This window comes from Sediminivirga luteola (genome assembly GCF_014639315.1).
Classification (GTDB): Bacteria; Actinomycetota; Actinomycetes; order Actinomycetales; family Brevibacteriaceae; genus Sediminivirga; species Sediminivirga luteola.
This window is the reverse complement of record NZ_BMFY01000012.1, coordinates 63,023-85,640: the sequence shown is the minus strand read 5'-3', so window position 1 is coordinate 85,640 and position 22,618 is coordinate 63,023. Positions and strand designations below refer to the sequence as shown.

The 22,618-nt window shown below is 65.7% G+C and carries 22 protein-coding genes and 1 tRNA gene; 17 read left to right on the top strand and 6 right to left on the bottom strand.

The window, feature by feature from the left end:
- Nucleotides 1-103 precede the first annotated feature (103 nt).
- From IEW13_RS13060 to IEW13_RS13050, 3 genes are read right to left on the bottom strand one after another with little or no spacing between them, the layout of a single operon-like run.
- Entirely contained in the window at nucleotides 104-1,051 is a 948-nt protein-coding gene (locus IEW13_RS13060; protein WP_229745159.1) for an NADP-dependent oxidoreductase, read from the bottom strand.
- Nucleotides 1,048-2,427, bottom strand: a complete 1,380-nt coding sequence (locus tag IEW13_RS13055) for an MmgE/PrpD family protein (RefSeq protein ID WP_188551363.1) — start codon at nucleotides 2,425-2,427, stop codon at nucleotides 1,048-1,050. Before IEW13_RS13055 ends, IEW13_RS13060 begins: the two co-directional genes overlap by 4 nt.
- Before the next feature lie 11 nt (nucleotides 2,428-2,438).
- Complete coding sequence (locus IEW13_RS13050) at nucleotides 2,439-3,137, bottom strand: SDR family oxidoreductase (RefSeq protein ID WP_188551362.1); 699 nt, start codon at nucleotides 3,135-3,137, stop codon at nucleotides 2,439-2,441.
- Nucleotides 3,138-3,637: 500 nt separating this feature from the next.
- Between IEW13_RS13050 and IEW13_RS13045 the strand changes: the two genes are divergently transcribed.
- The 5 genes from IEW13_RS13045 to IEW13_RS13025 are packed head-to-tail and all read left to right on the top strand — an operon-like array spanning nucleotide 3,638 to nucleotide 8,967.
- Nucleotides 3,638-4,393, top strand: coding sequence for an alpha/beta fold hydrolase (locus tag IEW13_RS13045; protein ID WP_188551361.1), 756 nt, complete (start codon nucleotides 3,638-3,640; stop codon nucleotides 4,391-4,393).
- Nucleotides 4,394-4,409: 16 nt separating this feature from the next.
- Nucleotides 4,410-5,912 (top strand): flavin-containing monooxygenase, encoded by a 1,503-nt coding sequence (locus IEW13_RS13040; RefSeq protein ID WP_188551360.1) that lies wholly within the window; start codon nucleotides 4,410-4,412, stop codon nucleotides 5,910-5,912.
- A gap of 53 nt (nucleotides 5,913-5,965) precedes the next feature.
- Nucleotides 5,966-6,931, top strand: coding sequence for a tripartite tricarboxylate transporter substrate binding protein (locus IEW13_RS13035; protein WP_188551359.1), 966 nt, complete (start codon nucleotides 5,966-5,968; stop codon nucleotides 6,929-6,931).
- A gap of 2 nt (nucleotides 6,932-6,933) precedes the next feature.
- The gene (locus IEW13_RS13030) at nucleotides 6,934-7,422 is read left to right on the top strand and encodes a tripartite tricarboxylate transporter TctB family protein (RefSeq protein ID WP_188551358.1); all 489 of its coding nucleotides are present in this window, start codon (nucleotides 6,934-6,936) and stop codon (nucleotides 7,420-7,422) included.
- A gap of 42 nt (nucleotides 7,423-7,464) precedes the next feature.
- Entirely contained in the window at nucleotides 7,465-8,967 is a 1,503-nt protein-coding gene (locus IEW13_RS13025; RefSeq protein WP_188551357.1) for a tripartite tricarboxylate transporter permease, read from the top strand.
- Nucleotides 8,968-9,010: 43 nt separating this feature from the next.
- Here IEW13_RS13025 and IEW13_RS13020 read toward each other — a convergent pair whose 3' ends face one another.
- Both IEW13_RS13020 and IEW13_RS13015 read right to left on the bottom strand, forming a co-directional pair.
- Nucleotides 9,011-9,649: a TetR/AcrR family transcriptional regulator gene (locus IEW13_RS13020; RefSeq protein WP_188551356.1), complete on the bottom strand. Its 639-nt coding sequence runs from the start codon at nucleotides 9,647-9,649 to the stop codon at nucleotides 9,011-9,013.
- Between the two features lie 272 nt (nucleotides 9,650-9,921).
- Nucleotides 9,922-10,869, bottom strand: a complete 948-nt coding sequence (locus tag IEW13_RS13015; protein ID WP_188551355.1) for a 3-hydroxyacyl-CoA dehydrogenase family protein — start codon at nucleotides 10,867-10,869, stop codon at nucleotides 9,922-9,924.
- A 316-nt stretch (nucleotides 10,870-11,185) separates the two neighbouring features.
- Between IEW13_RS13015 and IEW13_RS13010 the strand changes: the two genes are divergently transcribed.
- The 10 genes from IEW13_RS13010 to IEW13_RS12965 all read left to right on the top strand — a co-directional run bounded on the left by IEW13_RS13010 (nucleotide 11,186) and on the right by IEW13_RS12965 (nucleotide 20,280).
- Nucleotides 11,186-12,145 carry an ornithine cyclodeaminase family protein gene (locus IEW13_RS13010; RefSeq protein WP_188551354.1) on the top strand — a complete coding sequence of 320 codons (960 nt, stop codon included), beginning with the start codon at nucleotides 11,186-11,188 and terminating at the stop codon, nucleotides 12,143-12,145.
- A gap of 316 nt (nucleotides 12,146-12,461) precedes the next feature.
- Nucleotides 12,462-13,457 (top strand): DctP family TRAP transporter solute-binding subunit, encoded by a 996-nt coding sequence (locus IEW13_RS13005; protein ID WP_188551353.1) that lies wholly within the window; start codon nucleotides 12,462-12,464, stop codon nucleotides 13,455-13,457.
- Nucleotides 13,458-13,460: 3 nt separating this feature from the next.
- Nucleotides 13,461-13,943 carry a TRAP transporter small permease gene (locus tag IEW13_RS13000; protein WP_188551352.1) on the top strand — a complete coding sequence of 161 codons (483 nt, stop codon included), beginning with the start codon at nucleotides 13,461-13,463 and terminating at the stop codon, nucleotides 13,941-13,943.
- The gene (locus IEW13_RS12995) at nucleotides 13,940-15,418 is read left to right on the top strand and encodes a TRAP transporter large permease (RefSeq protein WP_188551351.1); all 1,479 of its coding nucleotides are present in this window, start codon (nucleotides 13,940-13,942) and stop codon (nucleotides 15,416-15,418) included. Before IEW13_RS13000 ends, IEW13_RS12995 begins: the two co-directional genes overlap by 4 nt.
- A 4-nt stretch (nucleotides 15,419-15,422) precedes the next feature.
- On the top strand, nucleotides 15,423-16,184 hold the full coding sequence (locus IEW13_RS12990) for an SDR family NAD(P)-dependent oxidoreductase (protein ID WP_188551350.1): 762 nt from the start codon (nucleotides 15,423-15,425) through the stop codon (nucleotides 16,182-16,184).
- Between the two features lie 101 nt (nucleotides 16,185-16,285).
- Nucleotides 16,286-17,182, top strand: coding sequence for a PCC domain-containing protein (locus IEW13_RS12985; RefSeq protein ID WP_188551349.1), 897 nt, complete (start codon nucleotides 16,286-16,288; stop codon nucleotides 17,180-17,182).
- A 58-nt stretch (nucleotides 17,183-17,240) separates the two neighbouring features.
- Nucleotides 17,241-17,471, top strand: coding sequence for a biotin/lipoyl-containing protein (locus IEW13_RS12980; protein ID WP_188551348.1), 231 nt, complete (start codon nucleotides 17,241-17,243; stop codon nucleotides 17,469-17,471).
- Between the two features lie 3 nt (nucleotides 17,472-17,474).
- A complete protein-coding gene (locus IEW13_RS12975) occupies nucleotides 17,475-18,455 on the top strand; it encodes a thiamine pyrophosphate-dependent dehydrogenase E1 component subunit alpha (RefSeq protein ID WP_188551347.1) in 981 nt (326 codons plus the stop codon).
- A complete protein-coding gene (locus tag IEW13_RS12970) occupies nucleotides 18,452-19,474 on the top strand; it encodes an alpha-ketoacid dehydrogenase subunit beta (protein ID WP_188551346.1) in 1,023 nt (340 codons plus the stop codon). The genes IEW13_RS12975 and IEW13_RS12970 overlap by 4 nt, the downstream gene beginning before the upstream one ends.
- Nucleotides 19,471-20,280, top strand: coding sequence for an SDR family NAD(P)-dependent oxidoreductase (locus IEW13_RS12965; protein ID WP_188551345.1), 810 nt, complete (start codon nucleotides 19,471-19,473; stop codon nucleotides 20,278-20,280). The genes IEW13_RS12970 and IEW13_RS12965 overlap by 4 nt, the downstream gene beginning before the upstream one ends.
- 53 nt (nucleotides 20,281-20,333) lie before the next feature.
- Here the strand turns inward: IEW13_RS12965 and IEW13_RS12960 are convergent, their stop codons facing one another.
- On the bottom strand, nucleotides 20,334-21,053 hold the full coding sequence (locus IEW13_RS12960; protein ID WP_188551344.1) for a FadR/GntR family transcriptional regulator: 720 nt from the start codon (nucleotides 21,051-21,053) through the stop codon (nucleotides 20,334-20,336).
- Between the two features lie 117 nt (nucleotides 21,054-21,170).
- Between IEW13_RS12960 and IEW13_RS12955 the strand changes: the two genes are divergently transcribed.
- Both IEW13_RS12955 and IEW13_RS12950 read left to right on the top strand, forming a co-directional pair.
- Nucleotides 21,171-21,261, top strand: a tRNA-Ser gene (locus tag IEW13_RS12955).
- A 189-nt stretch (nucleotides 21,262-21,450) separates the two neighbouring features.
- Complete coding sequence (locus tag IEW13_RS12950; protein WP_188551343.1) at nucleotides 21,451-22,371, top strand: LysR family transcriptional regulator; 921 nt, start codon at nucleotides 21,451-21,453, stop codon at nucleotides 22,369-22,371.
- Nucleotides 22,372-22,618 lie beyond the last annotated feature (247 nt).

Here is a 22,618-nt window from a genome sequence, read left to right as displayed (position 1 = left end):
TGAGCTCACCCGGAAATAGTGCACAGCGCCGGAAGTAAGTCCGGGGGCGGTGCACAACCCCGGAGGCAACGACAGGTGGCCGGGATGGTCAGGGTGTACTGGATCACGGCACAGGGATGAGGACGGCTTTGCCGTCGATGCGCCCCTCTTCGAGCGCTTGATGTGCCGCAGCTGCTTCGACCAGTGGGAAATCCGCGCCGACTCGGGGGAGCAGATGTCCGCTATCCACCCACGAGGCGATTCGCGTGAGCCCGTGGCCGTCGGGTTCCACGATCACACGGAGCAGCCGGACACCTCGCTCGTCGGCGCGGCGTTCAGCGGGACCGAAAGCGCGTGGAATCAACGAGACCACTGTCCCGCCTGGCGTCGCGTACTCGAGGAGCCTCTCCACCCGTGCACCGCCGAATGGGTCCAGGACGCAGTCGAATTGCCCAGGTACTTGCGGGAGCCCGTCCTCGTCGGCCGGAATAAATGCCTCGGCGCCTCGTTGCATGCAAAGTGATCGGCGGGATCCCCGCGCGCTCGCCGTCACGGAGATCCCCAGCAGATGTGCGATCTGCACGGCGAGCTGACCCACGCCGCCTGCTGCACCGCATACCAGAAGGCGCTGCCCCGGGACGAGCCGGGCGGCGTCCTGGACCGCATGGAGCGCGGTCAACGAGGCCAACGGCAGAGAGGCAGCCTCGACATGGTTGATAGTGGCTGGCTTAGGCGCGAAGTGCCTTGCCGGCCCAGTGACGAACTCGGCATAGGCGCCGGCTTGATAAGGAAAGCGGGGCATGCCGAACACCTCGTCACCGGGCCGGTGCAGGACGGACCCGTCCGCCACCGCGTCCACGGTGCCCGAGACGTCGTAGCCGAGGACCGGCGGATCCGCCCAGAGCATCCTGCCGCCGGTCGCACGGGATTTCAGGTCGGTGGGGTTGATGCCCGCCGCATGCACGCGAACACGTATCTCACCAGTGGATGGCTCTGGTACCGGCAGTCTGACGGGAACCAGGACGTCAGGTGGTCCCCAGCTCTGAGCGGCGACGGCGGTCATCGATCTCATCTGCCTGCTCCTTCTTCATGGGCACGCGATGCGGTCGGAGCGACAACGCGGTAGACGTCGAGGATGTCACGATACGACGCGAGGTCGTCCGGCAGGTCCAGGAGGGTCGAGAACTGTGACATAGAGATTCCCATGAGCGGGTACAGCGCCTCATAGGAGTGACGTAGCGTGGTCTCGTCCATCGTGGCGATACTGGGTGGCGCCACGTGGTGAACGCCGTCGGCGGACTTCAGGGTCACTGCAGCGCCGTGGCTGGGAACGGCGGTGTCTCGGACAAGGGTCGTCGTGCGCGCCAGGTGCTGAACTTCGTCAGTAGGGGGTGCGCTGAGAGAGGGCACGTCCACGGTGCCGTTCACCGCAGCGATGGCCGCGCACAGTTGGGCGCTCATGAGGGCTGAAGCCTGACGAGGTGCCGGATTCGGATTGTCGACCCCGGGGTATTCGGCGTCCCGGGGGTGCATCTTGATCTCGATACTCTCCACTGGCCCTGCAAGCCGGTCGCGCAGCCAGACGACCTGCTGGACGACGGCCTGGTTGAAGACACATACCGGGTAGAGCTTCAGCACGACATCCGCTGTCGCCCAGCGAGACCCCAGGTCTTCCATGCTCAGCGAGAGATCCTGAGCGCCGGCGAATGCACGGATGAAACCGTGTGGCGCCTCGAATGTGTTGCGGGATCCCTGTACTCCTCGCGCAGCCAGCTCTGCGGCTGTGTGGGCGCTCCTCGCCGCCAGAGCTGTCTGGTAGGTCCACTCGTCCGTTCCACTGCGCCACGTTTCGGACAGCCCCGCCGACATATTCGCCGCCAGTGCCAGGGCTGAAGCGAATTCGCTTCCGCGGAGGCTGCGAATGCGTGAAGCTGCTGCCGCGCCGGCTATGGGGCCGAAGATCCCGGTGGGACGGAAGCCGCGCGATCTGACGTGATCGACTGTGGCGCGACCAAGCCGTTCCGCGATCTCATACCCGATCACCAGCGCGGTGAGAAACTCTGTCCCGCTTGTAGTCCGCTGCTCAGCCGCCGCGAGGAGGGGAGGGATCACTGTGCTGCCGAAATGGCTGATGGCTCCCGGAACCTCATCATGCTGAGCGCGCGCCCCCATCAGCAGAGCATTGCTCAGTACTGCCCGTTCAGCCGGCACCACCTCGCAGTCGGAGAGACGTCGTGCTCGGGCTTGCCGTGGAAGACCTTCTGGCCAGGGTTCGTCACACGCCCCTGGGACCCGCATCGGCCGGGCGGCTAGGGCCACTAGGAGGTTATGCCGGAAGATCCGTGCAGCCGTCGTCATGATGCCGGCGGGCAGGTTCTCCAGATCGTCGGAGAACGCCGCGAATCTGTCGGTCAGAGGCGCTGCAGCCGGGACTGTGGGCGATGCCATATCTGATCTCCTCAGAGCGCAGCGAGTCCGACTGTTTTGCCACCGCAGACGTACAACGTCTGCCCGGTGACGAAGCCGGCTCGCGTGTCGAGGAAATGCGCGACAGAGTGGGCGATGTCTGCCGGCTCACCCATCCGCTTCACCGGGATCGAATCGATGATCCTCTGCGTTTCCGGCGCCTCGGGCGGGTTGGCGGCGTCGAAGAGGCTGGTGCGGATAGGGCCGGGCCCTACTGCGTTGACGGTGATACCGTGGCGTCCGAGCTCGAGCGCCCATGTCCGGGTCATGCCGAGCACGCCTGCTTTGGCTATCGAGTATGTGGTGCGCCCTTCCTTCCCCAGCGCTGCCCGTGAGGCGACGTTCACGATGCGCCCGAAACGGCGCTCTTTCATCCCCGGGACGAGAGCCTGGGCCGCGAGGACAGCTGGCCGCACATTGATACCGACGGCATGATCCAGCTGATCGAGGGTGAGGTCCTCGATCGAGGCGACATCGATCGATCCCACGTTGTTGACCAGACGATGGATAGGGCCCCGAGCGGTGGCCTCCTTGAAGGCGGCGCGAGCCTGGTCCGGGTCTGAGAGATCTGCCGCCAGATCTCCGTGGTGTAGGTCGACCGTCACGGTCTCGTAACCCTCCCGGCGGCAGCGCTCGGCGATCGCCGCGCCGATACCTGCCCCGCCCCCGGTGATGAGCACACGTTCCGTCATGTCTCCTCCAACTTTTGACAAGTGCGTTGGCTCCCCGCCCCACGTTGGGATGAGTGGCCGGCCCGGCTACTCATCACCGCGGGACTCCGCAGCGGGGAAGGACTGACCGGACGGCGTTGTCCTTCTGCCCCGCGAGCCACAGGCTGGCCACATGGCGTCTGCAGCTGGTCACCCGTGATGAGCTTTGGGATGAAGAGTACGCCAAGTGGAGTGCGCTATCAATAGACCTGAACAAGTTTCGGTGGACATGGTTGCGCATGATGAGGAGGTGGTGCTCGGGTAATCCTGTTGCATCTCATTCGTTCAGGGCGTTCGCGCGATTTGAGTGAAAAATGTTACTTGACTCACATCAAGGACGCCTCTACGATCAGTCAGAAGAAACTGATAGTGCACTATCACAATGGCGTGCTGAATCGGATGCGGTGATGCTGCCGTCTACATGGGGGTAGGCGCGGTTCCCGCAGTGCCGCGCGTGGTGGGCGAGAAGAAAGACCGTGTGAATGACAGAAGAGACGATCGTACTGATACCAGGTACGGAGACGCCGGCTGACGTTGCGTTCGCGGGACTCAAGCCTCTGCTCGAACGCGATCATCGCGTCGTACTGTTCGACTACACGTCCGAGTCTCAGCGAGACCTGGACGCTGTGCTAGAGGGATATCACGAACAGCTACGGGTGGCGATCGCCGAACTGGGCCGTCCTGTCCATCTGTTCGGTTACTCACTCGGTGCTCACATAGCTCTGCGCTACGCGGCAACGGAATCTTCTAGGGTGCTCTCTCTTGCCTTGGCGGGTGGCTGGCTCCGGACCGATGAACTGCAACGTTCTCGGCACGAGCTTTGGTTGGACCTCTACGACCAGGAACCGCGACTTGCCGGCAGGCTGTCCCATCTGCTCCAGTACTCCCCGAGGTACCGTCGATATCTCGCAGAGCAGCAGACTGCGGCACGACTGACGCCTGCCACGCCGGACGAAGAGATCCGCCGCAGGGTGGAGATCAATCGTCTCCTGGACAGCTCTCGGCATGCTGCGGATATTGAGGTGCCTACGCTGTTGATCGCCGGAACGGCGGACGCCAAGGTCTCGATCGAAGCGGCATACGAGTTGTTCGGCACGATCAGCACCGCCGCGTTCGCGCCGATGGATGCCGGGCACGCGCTCTTGAAGGAACGGCTGGGCCAGGTCTACGGCTGCTACGCCGATTTCCTCCGCGGCCGGTACAAGGCGGGGCAGTACATCAAGTCGTTTCTTCCGTGATGAATGGAGAGTGAGCATGACACGGAACATTCACGATGTTCTGATCATCGGTGCGGGGTTCTCAGGCATTGCCTTGGCGTCTCGACTCAGACGGTGCGGTTTCGAGCGATTCAGGCTTATCGACCGTGGGAACGACTTCGGCGGCACTTGGCGGGACAACACCTACCCCGGCGCCGAGTGCGACATCCAGTCCCATCTCTATTCCTTCTCTTTCCGCCCCAACCCGCGTTGGAGCAAGACCTATGCCGGGCAAGGGGAGATCCACGATTACCTGACCTGGGTTGCGCGGGAAGAAGGACTCTACGAGCACGCGGAGTTCGGTCAGGAGGTCGAATCGGCCACATGGCACGAGGAAGACCGCACGTGGACGGTGAAGACGAACACCGCGACGTTCGAGGCGGGAATCGTCATCTTCGCGACGGGACACCTCTCGGATCCCAGGGTTCCTGATCTTCCAGGCCTCGGAGCGTTCAAGGGCAAGACCTTCCATTCGGCCAGATGGGATCACGAGTACGACCTCGACGGGAAGAACGTGGCGGTCGTCGGTACCGGAGCATCGGCCATACAGGTCGTACCCGCCATCGCAGACCGGGTGGCCTCGCTCACTGTCTTCCAGCGCAGTGCTCCTTATGTGATCCCACGGCAGGACGTGATTTACACCGAGGCGCAGAAACGGATGTTCGAGCGTGTCCCCGAGGCTGCTCAAGGATTTCGCGACTTCTTGTTCTGGGCCAACGAGTCCCGGTTCCCGCAGCGCATGATGGTGCCGGAATTCCTTAAGGAGGTGGAGGCCGTCGCCGAAGCCCACCGGCGCGCGCAGATCGAGGACCCGGTGCTCCTGGACAAGGTCACCCCGGACTACACCATCGGCTGCAAACGGATCCTGCTCTCCAACGACTGGTACCCCGCGTTGCAGAAGGCTCACGTCGAACTGGTGCCCAGGCCAGTGAAGGGGTTCACGGAGCAGGCTGTCGTCGATGCGACAGGGCAGTCTCATGACGTCGATTGCGTGATCTTCTGTTCAGGATTTGAGGCATCCGAGCTGCCAGTCGCGAAACGGATCCGCGGAGTGGATGGGCTCCGGATGGATGAGGTGTGGAGCCGGGGCAGCGAAGCGTTCGGCGGCGTGTCCGTGGCCGGCTTCCCCAATCTGTTCTTCATGAATGGTCCGCATGTGGGTCTCGGCGCCGGATCGATCATTTTCATGATCGAGACTCAGGCCAACTATGTGGCGGACGCCGTCCAGCACATCGTGGAGAGGAAGATCGGCCGCGTCGAAGTGCGCAGCGAAAGACAGAATGAGTTCGTCGAGTTTATCGCGGGCCGGGCCACTGGGACAGTGTGGACTTCTGGTGGTTGTGATTCGTGGTACCTGGATCCGCGAAGCGGCCGTCTGACCACTATCTGGCCTGACATGATGAACCGGTATCGCTCGGACTTCGGTCGGTTCGAACCTGACGACTATCTTGTCGTTGCGGAGCCGCATACCGTGGCCGCCGGCAAGACCCGTCACCATTAATGGTTTGCGCATCATTGGACTAACAAGGGAGTTAGACCGTGGGAACACGAAAAGTGAGCACTGTTATCGCCGCGCTTTCCGGCGTGGCTCTGGTCACCGCAGGATGCGTGGGCAATGCAGCGGCGGAGGATTATCCGAGTCAGCCCGTCGAGATCATCGTGCCCTGGGGTGCCGGCGGTTCCAGCGACGTGCTGATCCGGGCTTTCGCCGAACCACTGGAGCAGGCGCTCGGTCAGTCCGTGCTGGTGGTCAATCGTCCTGGCGGCGGCTCGGCCATCGGCGCTGCCGAGGCTGCACGGGCCCAAGCGGATGGGTACACACTCCTGCACTCATCCGCATCGACGTTCATCACGGTGCCTCTGCGGCAGGAGGTCAATTTCAGTGCCGAAGACTTCCGCTCGGTCGTGAGTCTGGGAGATCAGCCGATCGTGCTGGTAGCCAACCCAGACACTGGCTGGGAATCGCTTGACGACGTCGAAGCCGACCGGACACTCACCATCGCGACGACATCCGTCGGCAACGTGCTGCACCTGGTCGCCTCGAACTTCGTCGATGAAGCGGGTTACACGAGTGAGGCCCTCCCCTTCGATTCGTCCAGCGAGACGACGATGGCGGTGGCGAACGGGGACGCGGATCTTGCCGGAGTCGAGGCCAATATCGCATTGCCGCAGATCGAAGCCGGAGAGGTCATTCCCCTCGCGATTGCCACCAGCGAGCGGCTCGAAGAACTGCCGGACGTTCCCACATTCGCCGAACAGGGCTTCGAACGCTCACACGACCGTTATTCACGTGTCGCCGTCTCCGTGCCGGCCGAAACGCCTGAGGAGGTCGTGGAGGTTCTGCGTGCCGCCGGGGAGGAAGCCATGCAAGCGGACAGCTGGCGCGAGTACGCGGCAAGCACGTTGCTGCAGGACCCGGCGTACGTGGGTGATGATTTCCTCGCGCAGTACGTGCCAGACGATATGGAGTGGACACGTGAGTCGTTCGCTGCGGCCGGTGTTGAGGAAGCGGCAGGGTAGAAATGAGCCAGGGAAACGCCGCGGCGATTCCGGCAGCGCGGGTACGCCAGCCATTGACGGAGACCTGGCCGTCGCTGGTGATGGCCGCGATACTGTTCGCATGCTCGGCTGCGGGTCTTGCCGCCGCCCTGTCTACGAAAGTCGGCGGTCTCAGTTCTCCCGGCCCCGGATGGTGGCCTGCCCTTGCCGGCACCGCCGGGTGCATCCTTTCGTTCTCGCTGGCTGGGTTGATCGTTCTCGGCCGACAGCGGTGCCCGGCCGATCCGTTCGCGGAGACGTCGTGGGGTCGGGTAGCGGTCTTCACCGTGGCCATCAGCGCATTCTTGGCGGTGTATCCCCTGACGGGGTTCCTGCTGGCCGCGATTCCCCTCGCCTTCGTGTTGTTGCGGTTCGCTGCAGGCGCTCCGTGGGTGAGTTCCGGAGTGACGGCGGTAGTCGTTCCGATGGCTCTTTACTATCTCTTCGCCGGTTATCTCCGGGTCTCGCTTTGATTTCCGGACCTGAAGACAGCCGCAGCTCATAAGGAATTTTCGATGGAGATACTCCAGGGAATCGTAGCCGGCTTCGAGGTCGCGCTGAGTCCTATCAACCTGCTGTATGTCACCGCGGGAGTGCTGCTGGGCACCGTTTTCGGTCTGCTGCCAGGTATCGGCCCGACCGCAGCGGTGGCGCTGCTCCTGCCCCTGACTTTCACATTGGATCCCGCGACGGCGGTGATCATGCTCGCCGGCATCTATTACGGAAGTATGTACGGGGGGCGAATCCCGGCGATCCTCATCAGGCTCCCCGGCGATGCGTCCTCGGTGATCACAACGCTGGATGGGTACCCGCTCACGCAGCAGGGACGGGCGGGCTCGGCGCTCGGCATCACGGCAATCGGCTCGTTCCTCGGCGGCACGGTGGCCATCATCGGCCTGACTGTGCTCGCCCCGCTATTGGCCGACGGCGCCAGGATGTTCGCTGCGCCCGAGCTGTTCCTCTTGATGCTCTTCGGCTTGATGATGATCGTCCTGATCGGGTCCGGTTCCATGGTCAAAAGCCTCTGCATGGCGGCGGCGGGATTCCTCATCGCCGCTATCGGGATGGATCCGATCGGAGGTACCGAACGGCTCACGTTCGGTAGTGCAGAGCTCTCGGCCGGAGTGGGGATCGTCCCATTGGCGATCGGTTTGTTCGGAATCGGCGAAGTGCTGAACAACATCGCCAAGGGGCAGGCCGGGAACATCGCCGTGACCAAGGTGTCGAACGTCATGCCGAGCTGGGCTGACTGGCTCGCCTCACGTGCCGCGATAGCGCGCGCCTCGGTTGTGGGTTTCGTCCTCGGCATCCTTCCCGGCGGCGGTGGCACGGTGTCCTCCGTGCTGGCCTATGGCATGGAGAAGAAGTTCTCGAAGAACCCGGAAAAGTTCGGCAAGGGTGCGATCGACGGTCTGGCTGCGACGGAGACGGCGGACAACGCCTCATCGAACTCCGCGTTCATCCCTCTGCTCACTCTCGGTGTGCCGCCGAACCCGGTCCTGGCTTTGATTTTCGGTGCGCTGCTGCTTCAGAACATCACACCCGGGCCGCAGCTCGTTGATGACCATCCGGACGTGTTCTTCGGCGTCATCGCCTCGATGTACATCGGCAACATCATCCTATTGATCCTGAATCTTCCGCTGATCCGGGTATTCGTCACCATTCTCCGGATCCCGCTCAACCTGCTCGGACCAGTCGTCGTGCTGATCGCGATCTGCGGCGTCTACTCCGTCTCCAACAGCATGTTCGATGTGGGGCTGATGCTCGCGTTCGGCGTGGCGGGGTTCTTCCTGCGTCGCTTTGACTTCAACTTGGCACCGCTCATCCTCGGGTTCATTCTGGGACCGTTGCTGGAGGTGCAGTGGCGGCGGACGATGATCATGTCCGAAGGGTCGTTCAGCATCTTCGTGGAACGCGGTGCCGCTCTGGGCATCCTCCTCGCGCTGCTTGCCACGGTGGCGTGGATCGCGGTCAGCGCGATCACGAAGCGGCGGCCCTCCCTTCAGCGGATTGGCTGAAAACGTCAGGTCTCAATATTCCGCGCATGAGAAGTGCGCCCGGCTACGGCCGCCCTATGACAAGCAGATCCAGCTGCGCATGCAGCCGGGGCCTGACCCTGTCCCAGATGGTGTCCGGTGCATAACCGCGGGTGGGCGTTCTGTCGATCTCGTGCATATAGATGGCATGGCAGTTCTGTGCGACCAGGCGTGGTTCCACGCGCGAGTCGAGGACGCCCTCGGCTTGGCCGTCCGTGAGGATCGCGGTCGTCAAACGTATGGAACGATCTCCCTGGGCGAGATTTCTGCCGCGGCCGGGATTCTTCGTATCGAAACCCGCGCGAAGGTAGATTGCGGCATTCTCAGGATTTTCCAGATAAAAGTCACATCGTGTGCGATATGCGTTCAGTATGCGGTCCAGATAGTGCTCGCCTGTCTTCGGTGCGGACGCGGCGGCAATGGCGGTCATGGCATCATGCTGCTCGATTGCGGACAGTAGTTCGTCCATCCGGTTCCCGTACACCATGAACAAAAGCTCATGCTTTGAGCCGATATAACGGAACAGAGTCGCTTCGCCGACGCCGGCTTCCTCAGCCACTTCTCTGGTGGTGACGTCTTCGATGCTCCGTGTACGCAGGAGGCGTTCCGCCGCTTGCTGAATGCGCACGGTGCGTTCCCGTTTGGATGCTTCGCGTGCGCTCATGGGGACGTGTACTCCGCTGTGGTCCGCGTGATTCTTCTCTCGGCAGGGGCACCTAGAGGCTTCCTCATATAGTACGTCCCTAGAACATGCTCATGGCCTAAAAGTGCTGCGCACAACCACTTCCCTGGGCTGCTGCTTGGTTCCGGGGTCGTGCGCTAATTCCGCGTGAGCTCACCCGGAAATAGTGCACAGCGCCGGAAGTAAGTCCGGGGGCGGTGCACAACCCCGGAGGCAACGACAGGTGGCCGACCCGGCAGCCGGGGTATTGCGCGCTACCGGGACTGGTCTGTGCCGGTGTCGTCCTCCGGGCGACCCGATGTCTCGGTGGCGAGCAGGTGATCCAGCAGCCGCCGCTCGACCTCGTCCCGGGTGCCCTCGGGCCATTCGTAGACGCCCTTGCCGGCGCGTGCTCCGGAGTGGCCTTCCGCCAGCAGCCGTTCGAACAGCGCGGGGGCCGACTGCGCGGTGGACAGGGAAGGCGCCAGGTAGTCCATGATCGCCTTGACCAGGTCCAGGCCGATGAAGTCGGAGTTCTCCAGCGGGCCGACCGCCGGCCATCGGCGGCCGAAGGTCATCCGGGTGACGAGATCCACGGTCTCGGGACTGCAGATGCCTTCTTCGACGATGTGCGCGGCCTCGCGCACCAGGGCGAACTGCATCCTGTTCCCGACGAAGCCCGGCACGTCCTTGTACACCTCCACCGGGGTCTTGCCGGCCTCGCGCAGCCACGTGCTGACCTGCTCGACCGTCGAATCGGCGGTCCGCTCCCCGCGGACGACCTCCACCAGATGGATGAGGTACGGCGGGTTCCACCAGTGCGTGCCCACCACGCGCTCGGGGTGCCGGGCTGCCTCGGCGATCTCGGTGATCCGCAGCACGGAGGTGTTGGAGGCGAGGATGCACTCGTCGTTCGCGTCCTCCACCTGCCGCACCAGGTCCTGCTTGATCGGCATCTTCTCTGGGGCGGCTTCGATCACCAGGCTGGCGCCATCGACCGCCTCCGGCAAGGTCCGTGCCAGCCGCACATCGACCTCGCGCTCGATGCCGGCGACTTCGAGATGGGCGGCGATGCGATCCGGGGCGGAGTTCAGCACATCGGCGTCGGGATCCCAGAGGGAGACCTCGAACCCGGCGGTCATGAACGCCTGCGCGATCCCGTGTCCCATCAGGCCCGCGCCGAGCACGGCGACGGCTGTGCGGTCCTGCGGAACCTGTTCCATCGTGGCACCTCGCTGTGTGAAGACGGCAGCCGTCCCTCGGCGCCCCTACCAGCATAGTGAGGCACCACATGGTCGGCCCGGCATCCCCAGCATGCCGGGCCCGATGCCCGTGTCCCGATTCGTTCGCCCGTCCGCAGTGCGGTCCCGCGGCGGTCCGCGCATCGCACCGGAATGCTGGGCTATCCGCCTCCGTCCCGCCGGCACTATCCCGCTGACCCTGTCCCGCTGGCGGCAACTCGGCGTCGCACGCTGTGACGCCGGCCACGCTAGGCTCGAAGGCACTGACCGCGTACCCGAAGCCAATGAGGAAGCCGCCATGAGCTCCCAGATCCCGTTCCTCGACGCCGAGGCGGTCGCCCGCCTGCGCCCGCGCGACGCAGTGCAGGCACTCATCGACGCGCTCCGCGGAGGTCTTGACACAAGCGCCGGGGCGCCCCGCTCGCGGGCGCCTCTGACACACGGTGCGTTCCTGATGATGCCGGCCGAGTACGGCGCCGATGCCGGCGTGAAGGTTCTGGGGCTGGCCCCGGGCAACCCGGAGCGCGGATTGCCGAGCATTCAGGGACTGTTCCTGCTGTTCGACGCCGAGACGCTCACACCCCGGGCGGTGCTGGACGGCGCCGAACTGACCGCGCTGCGCACCCCCGCGGTGTCGCTGGCCGGCATACGTCACCATCTGCTGGCCGACGATTCCCCATTGGACCTGCTGATCTTCGGCGGTGCCATCCAGGCGGTCAGGCATGCGACCGTCACCGCCGATGTGCTCGATGGCCACCGGCCGCTGGGCTCGGTGACGTTCGCGGTACGGTCCCCGCAGTCGGCGAGCCTGCCGGAAGAGGTGGCGGGGCTACCCGTGCGGGTGGTCCAGGCAGGCACCCCCGACGCCGATGCGGCGATCCGCCAGGCGGGGCTGATCCACTGCGCCACCTCCGCCCGCGAGCCGTTGTTCGATTCGGCGCTGGTCCGCGACGACGCGATCGTGGTGGCGATGGGTTCCCATGAGCCCGATGCGCGTGAAGTCGACGAGTACCTGGTGGCCCGGTCCCGGGTGATCGTGGAGGACCGGGACAACGCCATGCGCGAGGCCGGCGATGTGGTGCTGGCCGTTGAAGCCGGCGTGATCGCGCCGGAGGACTTCGTCACCTTCGCCGACATCGCACGGGAAGGGTCTCACCGCGTGGACCGGCCCGTGCTGTTCAAGAGCGTCGGCATGGCCTGGGAAGACGTGGTCGTCGCCGGTGCGGTCGTGGCGGCCCAGGGGAGGACCTGGGAATAACGGCCGGTGGGCGGCTAGGGCTCAGCCGTCGCCCGAAGTCTGAAAAGACTCCGATGCGTTCGATGCGGCTTAAAGGCATGCGCGCATGGATATCTGCACGCGGGCTTCTCTGCCCGCTTCGTCTCATGTGACGCTTGACCAGCTAAAACAGGTTTCTTCCGCCGCGTGAATCGCCGTCTCTTGACTGGTAATACCAGGCTGTGACATGCTTCACAGACCGCGAGGACGCCTCAGTGCCGAGAACCGGTCTTCGCACTATCGCCGCACGCCTCATGACCTGCTGCGTGCTCACGTTCATGACGCTCAAGGAGGAGCTATGAAACGATCCATGCCCTTTGCGATGCTCGCTTCCGCGGGACTTGTAGTCTCGGGCTGTGGCGGGGGAGCCGCTGCTGGTGACACCTACGACTGGGACTTCACCATCACCGTCAGCGACGCCTCCACCTGGTACGCCGGTGCGGAACGATTTGCCGAGATTCTGGAGGACCGCTCCGACGGCCGGATTGTCGTCAACATCTTCGCGAATGAGCAGCTCTCCGGTGGCGATCCCGCCGCCGGGGTCGAGCAGCTGATGAACGGTGACAAGGCCTTCTCGTACAACTCGACGATCATCTACTCCGGCATCGACGAGCGGTTCGCGGCGATCAACGCGCCGTTCCTCTATGACTCCTATGAGGTCGCCGACCAGGCGATCGCCGATGGCGGCCTGGACGCATACAAGGAACTCAGCCGTGAGGTCGGCGTCGAGATGCTCGGATTCGGTGAATCCGGCTTCCGCCAAGTCACCAACAGCAAGACGCCCATCGGAGCTCCCGATGACCTCGTCGGCCTGAAGGTCCGGGTCCCCGGCTCCAGTCTCTTCCTGGACATCTATTCAGAGCTGGGTGCCGATCCGGTGACGATGAACTTCGCCGAGGTGTTCACCTCACTGCAGACGGGCACCATCGACGGTCAGGAAAACCCCTTCGACGTGATTCACTCCAACGGCCTGGCCGACGTCCAGGAATACCTCTCCGTCTGGAACTACGTCTACGACCCCCTGATCCTCGGGATGAACAAGGACCTGTACGACTCGCTCAGCGAAGAGGACCGCGCTCTCGTGGACGAGGCAGCAGAAGAGGCCAATGCCCTCCAGATCGACCTCAACCGTGAGCGCGAGGCCGAACAGCTCGCTGAGTTTGAGGAGACCATGCAGGTCACCGAGCTGAGCCCCGACCAGGTGAACGCGTTCCGCGAGGCGCTCACCCCGGTGCGCGAGGCGCATATGGACCGCTGGACCGAGGACCTCTTCCAGGCCGTCTCGCCGGAGTAGGGCATGTTCGACACAATACTGACCCGGCTGGAGAACACCCTGATCGTGGCCGCTTTCGGCACGATCACGGTGCTGTCCTTCGTCAATGTCGTCAGCCGCTACCTGCTGCACGGCTCAATGTCGTTCACCACCGAACTGGTGATCAATCTCGCAGTGCTTCTGACCATGGTCGGCGCCGCCGCCGGCGTCCGGCTCGGCACGCATCCGGGCTTCGAGGTCCTGCCGACCATCTCCCGCGGCGCATTGCGCACCGTGCTCGTGGCCCTGATCACCCTGGCGACGCTGGCGTTCTTCCTGATGTTCCTCTGGTTGGGGCTCGAGATGGTGTCCCGGCAGATGGCGACGGGACGGCTCACGCCTGCGCTGCACTGGCCGCAGTGGGTGTTCTCGCTGGCGCTGCCGGCAGGAGCCGCGCTCGGTGCGATTCGCGCGGTGCAGGTCGCCGTCGTGCAGGTGAACAGGGTCCGGAAGGAGGAGGCATCATGATCGAAGCGGTACTCTTCGGTACGTTCCTCGTGCTGCTCTTCGTGGGCGTTCCGGTGACCTTCTCTATGGGAATCGCCGCCTTCGCCGCGATCCTCGTCTCTAGCGGTGTCTCCGCATTCAACCCGGCTGCGGGCGTCATGTACGCCTCGATGTCCTCCGAGACGCTGCTGGCGATCCCCTTCTTCATACTGGCCGGGGTCATCATGGAGCTGACCGGCATCTCCGCTCGCCTGATCGACCTCGCCGACAAGTGCGTGGGGCACCGCAAAAGCGGCCTGGCGCTGACCACCATCCTGACCGCGCTGCTGTTCTCCTCGATCTCAGGGTCAGGGCCGGCGACTGTGGCCGCCCTGGGTGCGATCCTGATCCCGGCACTGGCCAAGCACGGCTATAGCAAGCGCCACGCAGCGTCCCTGGTGGCCAGCGCCGGGGAGATGGGCATCGTACTGCCCCCGAGCATCGCGTTCATCGTCTTCGCCGTGGTCGCCAGCGAGTACGAGCGGATCTCGATCGCCAGGCTGTTCATGGCCGGTGTGCTGCCCGGTGTGCTGCTCGCCCTTGCCTTCTACCTGGTCGCCCGCTACCTGCCGCGGCATATGGATCAGATGAAGGAGAACGCCGACGCCCATGTGCGGAAGGGCCTGGGACGTCTCGGCATGGCCGGGGTGCCCACCACAACCGCCGGCGGAGGAACCGCCTCCCCCGGCGGCGCGTCCCCGTCCGGAGCCCGGGCCACCGAAGGCGTCATCACGCTGGAGGAGACCATCGACCCTAATGCGCAGGTCGGGCGCCGTACCGAACGCGCGCCCTGGCCGGAGATCGGGAGGGCCTTCCTACGGGCTGTGCCGGGGCTGCTCGTCCCGGTGATCATCCTCGGTGGTATCTACGGAGGTATCTTCACCCCGACGGAGTCTGCTGCGGTCGCCGCTGTCTACGCTCTCGTCGTCGGCCTCGCACTCACCCGCGAGCTGAAACTGAGGGACGTGGCCAGGGTATTCACCACGGCCGGCGTGCAGTCCTCACGGATCATGATCATCATCGCGGCGGCCTCGCTGTTCGCCTATGTGATCACCCGCAACAGGATCGCCTCGCGCGTCTCCGAGCAGATCCTCGCCATCACCGACAGCACAGTGCTGATCATCCTCCTGGTGAACCTCAGCCTGCTTATCGCGGGGATGTTCCTGGACGCGGTCTCCGCCTTCTACCTCTTCGTACCGATCTTCGTGCCGGTTCTGCTGGAACTCGGCATGGACATCACCACGATCGGAGTGATGATGACCATCAATCTGGCCCTCGGGCTCGTCACGCCACCGGTAGGAATCGACCTCTTCGTGGCCGCGGGCATCGCCAAGATCCCCTTCAGCGAAGCGGTCAGAGGCATCTGGCCCTTCCTCGGCGTGGGGCTCCTCGTGCTTCTGCTGATCACCTTCATTCCGCAGCTGAGCAACTGGCTGCCCGATCTGATGGGACTGTGACGTCATGACTCGAACTGAACTCGCCGGCCAGGTCTGCCTCGTCACTGGCGGCGCCCGCGGCATCGGCCTGGCGATCGCGCGGGAACTGTGCTCCCGGGGCGCCGATGTCGCCATCGTCGATGTCCTGGATCCGGACGCGGCGGTGCGGACGCTGCAGGAGCAGGGGATCCGCGCCGCCGGCTGGCAGGCCGACGTGAGGGACCGGGGGCAGGTGCGGCACTGCGTCGACGGCGTCGTGGGGCGCTTCGGCCGGATCGATGTCCTCGTCAACAATGCCGGCACCTGCGGCCGCATCGACCTGGAGCATATGGACGATGCCACCTGGGAGCGCGATATTGCCACCAACCTGACCGGGACCTTCCTGTTCACCCAGGCCGCCATCTACCCGCATATGAAAGCGCAGGGGTCCGGGCGCATCGTGAACATCAGCTCGGTCTCGGGCATCATGGGCGGACTCGATGCCAGTGGCGAGTCCGGAGGTCGTTCCGGGCCGGCGTACGCGGCCTCCAAAGGCGGCATCATCGCGTTCACCCGCTGGGTGGCGAAGGAGGTCGGCACCCTCGGGATCACCTCGAACACCGTGGCCCCGGGCGCGGTGGCGACGCCGATGACGGACAAGATGGACTACCCGCTCGGCGGCCAGGCGATCAAGCGGATGGGCCGTCCCGAGGACATCGCCGCCGCGGTGGCCTACCTCGCCGGTCCGGGAACGTCCTTCGTCACCGGGGAGACCCTGAAGGTGTGCGGAGGTGCCGCGATCGGCTGAGCCGTCGCAGCATCGGCGTACGCGTGGATCAGGCGGGCACACCTAGACCCAGCCTGGTACTACCAGTCGGCGGAGACCCCGCCGGCATCGAGGAGGTATCGATGCAGACAGAAGACTTGCCAGCTCCGCGGCTCCGGCACCCGGGGCCCCGCGGCTGGCCCAGATTGAAGACCCAGCGCAGCCGGGTGGTCAGCACCGTGCAAGCCCTGCACCCCGGCGAACCCCTCACCGCGGAACTAATCCGCATCACGGCGGCCATGGGCGTTGTCGGAGGCTACGCGGAGGTGTTCTCCGGAACCATGACGCCCGTGCACTACTGCGTGCCGGGCGCAGGCGATGAGCGTCACCTGGTGTCCTATTCGCCGACCCGCATCAGGAGGAGGGCCGGGCTGCTCTACGGCTCAGCGACCATCGGCACTCGCGACGGCGAACCGTTCGTCCACGGTCATTTCAGCTGGATGGAGCCGGACGGGCTGGTCCGAGGTGGGCATATCTGGCCGGAGACCCGAATCGGTGATCCAGCTCCCGTCGCGGCCGTCTTCGGGCTTCTGGACGCCGGCTGGATCAGTACCGACGATCCCGAGACCGGCATGCCGGCCTTCGAACCCCACCCCGTGCAGAGAAAGGACCGAGTCATGGACGATTCCCTCACCACCACGACGGTGGCACGGGTGCTGCCCAACGAGGACATCACCGACGCGGTGCTCGAGGCGTGCCGCGCGGCCGGATACGACAAGGCCGTCGTGCGCGCCGGGCTCGGGAGCCTCATCGGCGCCCGCTTCCGGGACCACCGCACCGGGGGCATCCGCGAGGTGGACGGGCCCGGGACCGAGGTCATCAGCCTGACCGGCTTCGTGACGCGTGAAGACGACCGGCTGCACGCTACCCTCACCTGCACGCTCGTGGACCGGCACGGAGACGTCCACACCGGCGTCCTAGTTCCGGGCGCGAACCCGGTCGCCGTCACGTTCGAGATCGCGGTGCAACCCGCACGCTGACCGGTCTGCACGGACCGCGACCACCCAGTCGACAACCACCTAGAACGAAGGAGTACTCATGGACATCACCCTGTCCGCCGACCTGCTCGGCGAGGAGACCGAGGGCGACCTGGTGGAGTGGCTCGCCACGGACGGCGACACCGTCACCCAGGGGCAGACGGTCGCTCAGATCGAAACCTCGAAGGTCGTCGTCGATGTCGAATCACCCGCCGCGGGAACACTGCGGCACCGCGCCGAGGAGGGCGATGTGGTCGAACTTGGCCAGGTCATCGCCGTCGTGGAGGAGTGAGCGATGTTCGATCTGCATGAGCACGGCCTGAAGGGGCTTCGCCTGATGGCCAAGATCAGGGAATTCGAGCAGCGGCTGCCGGCGCTCTCCCAGGAGGGGCTCATCCGCGGCTCGACCCATCCCTCGGTGGGGATGGAGGCCGTCGCAGTGGGCGTCTCGATGAACCTCGAGGCCCGCGATGCCATCGCCAGCAACCACCGGGGACACGCCCACACCCTCGCCAAGGGGGCCGATTTCGGCCGCACGATGGCGGAGATCCTGGGGCGCAGGGACGGCTACTGCGGCGGCAAGGGCGGCTCGATGCACATCGGCGTCGCCGAACTGGGCGTGCTGGGCACCAACGGCATCGTCGGCGCCGGCATCGGCATCGCCACCGGCGCCGCCCTCGCCGCGCAGGTGAGCGGCGACGGCAGCGTCGCGGTGGCGTACTTCGGCGACGGCGGCGCCAACCAGGGCGTCCTGGCCGAGGCCCTCAACCTGGCGGCGATCTGGTCGCTGCCGGTGCTCTTCGTGCTGGAGAACAATCACTACGCACAGTCCGCGGCGATCGAGCAGATGGTCGCCCAGCCCGACTTCACCCGCCGGGGCGAGGCGTACGGGGTACCTGCCATTGCCGTCGACGGAATGGACCTGCCGGCGGTGTACGACGCCGCCGAGACCGCCGTCGCGAGAGCCCGCGCCGGCGAAGGACCGAGCATGATCGTCGCCGACACCTACCGCTACCTGGGCCATATGGCCGGGGACACGGAGATCTACCGCAGCAAGGACGAGGTCCGGGAATGGCACACGCGTGACCCCCTCACCCGGTTGCGGACCCGGCTGGAGGAGTCCGGGATCCTCGCAGCCGGGGAGTGGGAGCGCACCCAGGAACAGATCACCGCGGAGATCGACGAAGCCGAACGGTACGCCCGGGCCTCGGCGCTGCCGGACCCGGCCAGCGCGCACACCGATGTCTACGCGACGCAAGGATGGGCAGGACGATGACGGAGAAGACACCGAAGAACCTCACCACCTGGCGGGCACTGAACTCCGCCCTCCATGACATCCTCGCGGACATCCCCGAGGCGTTCGTGCTGGGAGAGGACATCACCACCTGGGGCACCGGCGGCGGCATCTACGGCGTGACACGCAAGCTCGTCGACGTCTATGGCCCCGGGCGGGTGCGTGACACCCCCATCAGCGAAGAGGTGCTCCTGGCGGCCGTCGGTGCCGCAGCCGCCCGTGGGACCCGGCCGATCCTGGAGATCATGTACTCCGACTTTTCCCTGCTCGGCTTCGACGGGATCATCAACCAGGCGGCCAAGGCGCGCTACATGTTCGGTGGCCAGTTTGATGTGCCACTGGTGATCAGGACCAATGGCGGATCGGGAATCGGCAAGGCGGCCCAGCACTCGCAGTCCCTCGAGACGATCTTCGCGCATGTCCCGGGCCTGGAGGTCGCAGTGCCGGCGACGCCCGGCGACGCGTACGGGTTACTGGTCCAGGCTGTGCGCACGGACAATCCGACCATCTTCCTGGAACACAAGAACCTGTACTATGACAAGGGAGAGGTGGACTTCCAGCCGGTCGCGTTCGGTCAGGCGCGGATCGCCCGGCCGGGCACGGACGTGACGGTCGTGGCCACGCAGCAGGTGCTGCACGCCGCGCTCGCGGCCGCCGACCAGCTCGCGGAGGAAGGTATCGAGGCGGAGATCATCGACCCGCGCACGTTGTACCCCTTCGATATGGAGACGGTCATCGGTTCGATCCGGAAGACACGGCACCTGATCGTCGGTCATGAGGCCGTCCGGGACTACGGCTGGGGAGCGGAGTTCGTCGCGCAGGTGGCCGAGGAGGCGTGGGATCTGCTCGATGCCGCGCCTCGCCGCATCGGCGGCGCGCGCACGCCCATCCCGTACAGCGAGCCGCTCGAGCGTACCGTGACACCGGGCCGGGACGAGATGATCGCCGCAGTGCGAGCCGTTCGCGGTGCCACCATGGCAGAGGCGGGGACACCCGCATGATGCTTACGGGGGAGACGGCCGTCGTGTTCGGCGGCGGCTCGTCCTCGGGGGAGATCACCAACGGCCTGGCCAGCGGCCTCGCCTATGCCGGCGCCGGAGCGAACGTGGTGATCGCCGACATCGACGCCGCCGGAGCGGAACGCGCCCGGCAGACAGTGCGGGAGCAGGTGCCGGACGCGGAGGTGCTCGCCGTCACGGCCGACGTGACCGACTCCGGGTCGGTGGCCGCCGCCGTGCGTGTCTGCCTGGAGTCGTTCGGCCGCATCGACGTGCTGCACAACAACGTCGGCATCGCCCCGATGGGTGGACCGCTGGAAATGAGCGTCGAAGCATGGGAGCGCACGTTCCGGGTGAACCTCACCAGCGCGTTCATCACGGCCAAACACGTGCTGCCGGTGATGCTCGAGCAGGGCGGTGGGAGCATCGTGAACATCGCCTCCGTCGGCGGCATGCGCTACATCGGCTACGACTACCCCGCGTACGCGGCCTCGAAGGCGGGTCTGATCGAGTTCACGAAGAGCCTGGCGATCCAGTACGGGCGCCGTGGCGTGCGGGCCAATGCGATATCGCCGGGGTACATCGCCTCCCCCATGATGTACCGGCAGATCGCCGGGGCCTATGACTCGCCGGAGGCGATGCGCGCCGACCGGGAGCGGCTTTCTCCGACCGGATCGATGGGGGAGCCGGGGGACGTCGCCGCCGCCGCACTTTTCCTCGCCTCCAAGGCGGCCAGGTACGTCAACGGCGTGTGCCTGCCGGTCGACGGTGGGCTGATCCACCAGGTGAACCCGCCGACCGCGCCCTGACGTCCCTGTGCGCCGCGGCCGCCGGCGTCGCGTTTGCGAGGCCGGCGGCGCGCTCATCGCTGCCGCGACTCCTTCTCGAACAACTCGTCGAGCCAGTCGAAGTGGGCGTCGACGGCCGCGCCGGTGCGCCCGGGATCCCCGGCCTCGACGGCGTGCAGCAGATCGCTGTGGATGATGCGGAGCGTGTCCCGCTCGGCCGCGAGGGTCAGGTGCCGCAGGGTGCCGGTCAGTGGGACACGAAGCACGCGGGAGAAGAAGATCAGCGCCGAGGAGTTCGACGCCAGGAAGAGCCCGCGGTGGAAGTCGTTGTCGGCCCGGTACAGCTCGGTGCCGTCATCGGTCTCGTGCATCCGGGTGACGGCCTCGCGCATCACTGCCAGACCGCCGTCCATCGGCTGGGTGCTGGCCAGGATCGCCGCCTGGCGCTCCAGCGCGTGCCGCACCGAGACCAGGGACTCGACGTGGATCTCGGAGGAGATCAACCCGAGGATCAGGACCTCGCCCATCCGCTCGGGCTGCAGGCCGGTGTAGATCGTCCCTTCGCGCTCCCGGCGCTCCAGGATCCCGAGCGACTCCAGGCGGCCGATCCGATCGCGCAGCGCGGTGCGGGACACGCCGAGCCGCTCGGCGAGCTCCCGTTCGCTGGGAAGCCGGTCACCCGGCTGTTTCGTCCCGACGAGTTCCACCAGGTCACCGAGAACGCGGTCGCCGAAATGTGCGGCGGAGAACCGCTCACTGCTGCGGCTGCGCGGCTCGTCCGGTGCGGGGTCCATTCCCCGATCGTAGCTGCCGCCGGGGCGTGCGCGCCTGAGCCGGCCGGCGGCGCCGCAGGGCGCTTTGCTCACTGTGAGCCGAGGCGATACCCTGGTACTCGCACTGCTGATGTGTCTGGAGTCGTCGCATAGTCTGGTCTAGTGCACCACCCTGCTAAGGTGGAGTCCCGATTATTCGGGACCGTGGGTTCAAATCCCACCGGCTCCGCGTTTCTCAAGAGGCCCGTTTTCCCAGGTGAGACCAGGGAAACGGGCCTCTTCGCGTCTGTCGCGGGGCCGCCCGCCCGTGCCCGCTCCGGGTCCGCCCGCCATGGGCCTGGCCTGAGCCCCCGCTGGGCCCGATCCGCCGGACCTGTGCCGGTGGGCCGCCGAGGGAGCGCGTGAGACGATATCAGCCGTGCCGCATCCCTTCACCTTGACGCAGCTGAGCTACTTCCAGGCCGTCGCCCGGCATGAGAGCATGACCGAGGCCGCGGCGCGTCTCAACGTCTCCCAGTCGGCGGTCTCCACCGCGATGGCGCAGCTTGAGCGCGCGCTCGGCGTGCAGCTGTTCATCAGGCAGCGCAACCGCTCGGTGGTGCTCTCCGCCGCCGGTCGCCGGCTCGCCGCCGATGTCGGCGTCTTCCTGGAGCATGCCGATGCCCTGCGTGAGTCGGCGCAAGGCGTGGGGGAGTCGCTGTCCGGGCCGTTGAGCGTCGGGATCTTCGCGCCGATCGCGCCGTTCCGGCTGCCGCATATCCTCGCCGAGTTCGAAGCCCGCTATCCGCACGTCCATGTGCAGTTCCTGGAGGCGGACCTGGCGACCCTGCAGAAGGCGCTCTACGCGGGTGAATGCGAGATGGCGCTCACGTACGCCCTGGGTCTCGGCCCCGGGTTCGAGACCCGCCTTGTCGACACCATCGCCCCGCATGTCCTCGTCGCCGCCGATCATCCCGCCGCCGGCCGGTCCGCGCCCGTCCACCTGCGGGACTTCGCGAGCGAGCCGATGATCCAGCTCGCCCTGCCGTATTCGCAGCAGTACTACGAGGAGGTGTTCCGGGCGGCGGGGGTGACCCCGTATATCCGGCACCGGTTCTACGGATACGAGACGGTGAGGTCGTTCGTCGGTCAGGGGCACGGATACACGGTGCTCAATCAGCGGGTCGCCGCCACGACCTCCGCCGGCGGCAGCACAGCGGCGCTGGGGATCGCCGATGACGTCCCCGGCATCGACGTCGTGCTCGCCTGGCCCGAACGTGCTCGTCTGACCCGGAGGGCTCAGGCCTTCGCCGAGGTGTGCGAGGGGCTGTACCGCGCCATCCGTCCCGACGCCGGCTGAGATTTAGGCCTCGGCGTCCGGCGCATCCGGCACCGCCGCTGCGGTGATGGGCATCGCCCTGTCACCCTCGCCATCGACTCTCGTGATGAGCTCCGCCAGATAAATGCATTGGACGCATGTGACCTGAGCCACCAGACTAGAAGGGCTGTCATCGACTGCCGTGATGCCGGACGCCACAACAATCAATAGCTGTTATCGGGAACGCAACCGTGAGGAACGTCCAGCCGAAACAACTCCAGACCAGGAT

What these genes read in the sequence shown, in the direction of transcription:
- IEW13_RS13050 (WP_188551362.1), bottom strand. Translation starts at nt 3,137, where the DNA reads ATGACGGAACGTGTGCTCATCACCGGGGGCGGGGCAGGTATCGGCGCG.
- IEW13_RS12980 (WP_188551348.1), top strand. Translation starts at nt 17,241, where the DNA reads ATGGACATCACCCTGTCCGCCGACCTGCTCGGCGAGGAGACCGAGGGC.
- IEW13_RS13020 (WP_188551356.1), bottom strand. Translation starts at nt 9,649, where the DNA reads ATGAGCGCACGCGAAGCATCCAAACGGGAACGCACCGTGCGCATTCAG.
- IEW13_RS13030 (WP_188551358.1), top strand. Translation starts at nt 6,934, where the DNA reads ATGAGCCAGGGAAACGCCGCGGCGATTCCGGCAGCGCGGGTACGCCAG.
- IEW13_RS13000 (WP_188551352.1), top strand. Translation starts at nt 13,461, where the DNA reads ATGTTCGACACAATACTGACCCGGCTGGAGAACACCCTGATCGTGGCC.
- IEW13_RS12965 (WP_188551345.1), top strand. Translation starts at nt 19,471, where the DNA reads ATGATGCTTACGGGGGAGACGGCCGTCGTGTTCGGCGGCGGCTCGTCC.
- IEW13_RS13055 (WP_188551363.1), bottom strand. Translation starts at nt 2,427, where the DNA reads ATGGCATCGCCCACAGTCCCGGCTGCAGCGCCTCTGACCGACAGATTC.
- IEW13_RS13040 (WP_188551360.1), top strand. Translation starts at nt 4,410, where the DNA reads ATGACACGGAACATTCACGATGTTCTGATCATCGGTGCGGGGTTCTCA.
- IEW13_RS12970 (WP_188551346.1), top strand. Translation starts at nt 18,452, where the DNA reads ATGACGGAGAAGACACCGAAGAACCTCACCACCTGGCGGGCACTGAAC.
- IEW13_RS12960 (WP_188551344.1), bottom strand. Translation starts at nt 21,053, where the DNA reads ATGGACCCCGCACCGGACGAGCCGCGCAGCCGCAGCAGTGAGCGGTTC.
- IEW13_RS12990 (WP_188551350.1), top strand. Translation starts at nt 15,423, where the DNA reads ATGACTCGAACTGAACTCGCCGGCCAGGTCTGCCTCGTCACTGGCGGC.
- IEW13_RS13015 (WP_188551355.1), bottom strand. Translation starts at nt 10,869, where the DNA reads ATGGAACAGGTTCCGCAGGACCGCACAGCCGTCGCCGTGCTCGGCGCG.
- IEW13_RS13010 (WP_188551354.1), top strand. Translation starts at nt 11,186, where the DNA reads ATGAGCTCCCAGATCCCGTTCCTCGACGCCGAGGCGGTCGCCCGCCTG.
- IEW13_RS12995 (WP_188551351.1), top strand. Translation starts at nt 13,940, where the DNA reads ATGATCGAAGCGGTACTCTTCGGTACGTTCCTCGTGCTGCTCTTCGTG.
- IEW13_RS13045 (WP_188551361.1), top strand. Translation starts at nt 3,638, where the DNA reads ATGACAGAAGAGACGATCGTACTGATACCAGGTACGGAGACGCCGGCT.
- IEW13_RS12985 (WP_188551349.1), top strand. Translation starts at nt 16,286, where the DNA reads ATGCAGACAGAAGACTTGCCAGCTCCGCGGCTCCGGCACCCGGGGCCC.
- IEW13_RS13005 (WP_188551353.1), top strand. Translation starts at nt 12,462, where the DNA reads ATGAAACGATCCATGCCCTTTGCGATGCTCGCTTCCGCGGGACTTGTA.
- IEW13_RS13025 (WP_188551357.1), top strand. Translation starts at nt 7,465, where the DNA reads ATGGAGATACTCCAGGGAATCGTAGCCGGCTTCGAGGTCGCGCTGAGT.
- IEW13_RS12975 (WP_188551347.1), top strand. Translation starts at nt 17,475, where the DNA reads ATGTTCGATCTGCATGAGCACGGCCTGAAGGGGCTTCGCCTGATGGCC.
- IEW13_RS13060 (WP_229745159.1), bottom strand. Translation starts at nt 1,051, where the DNA reads ATGAGATCGATGACCGCCGTCGCCGCTCAGAGCTGGGGACCACCTGAC.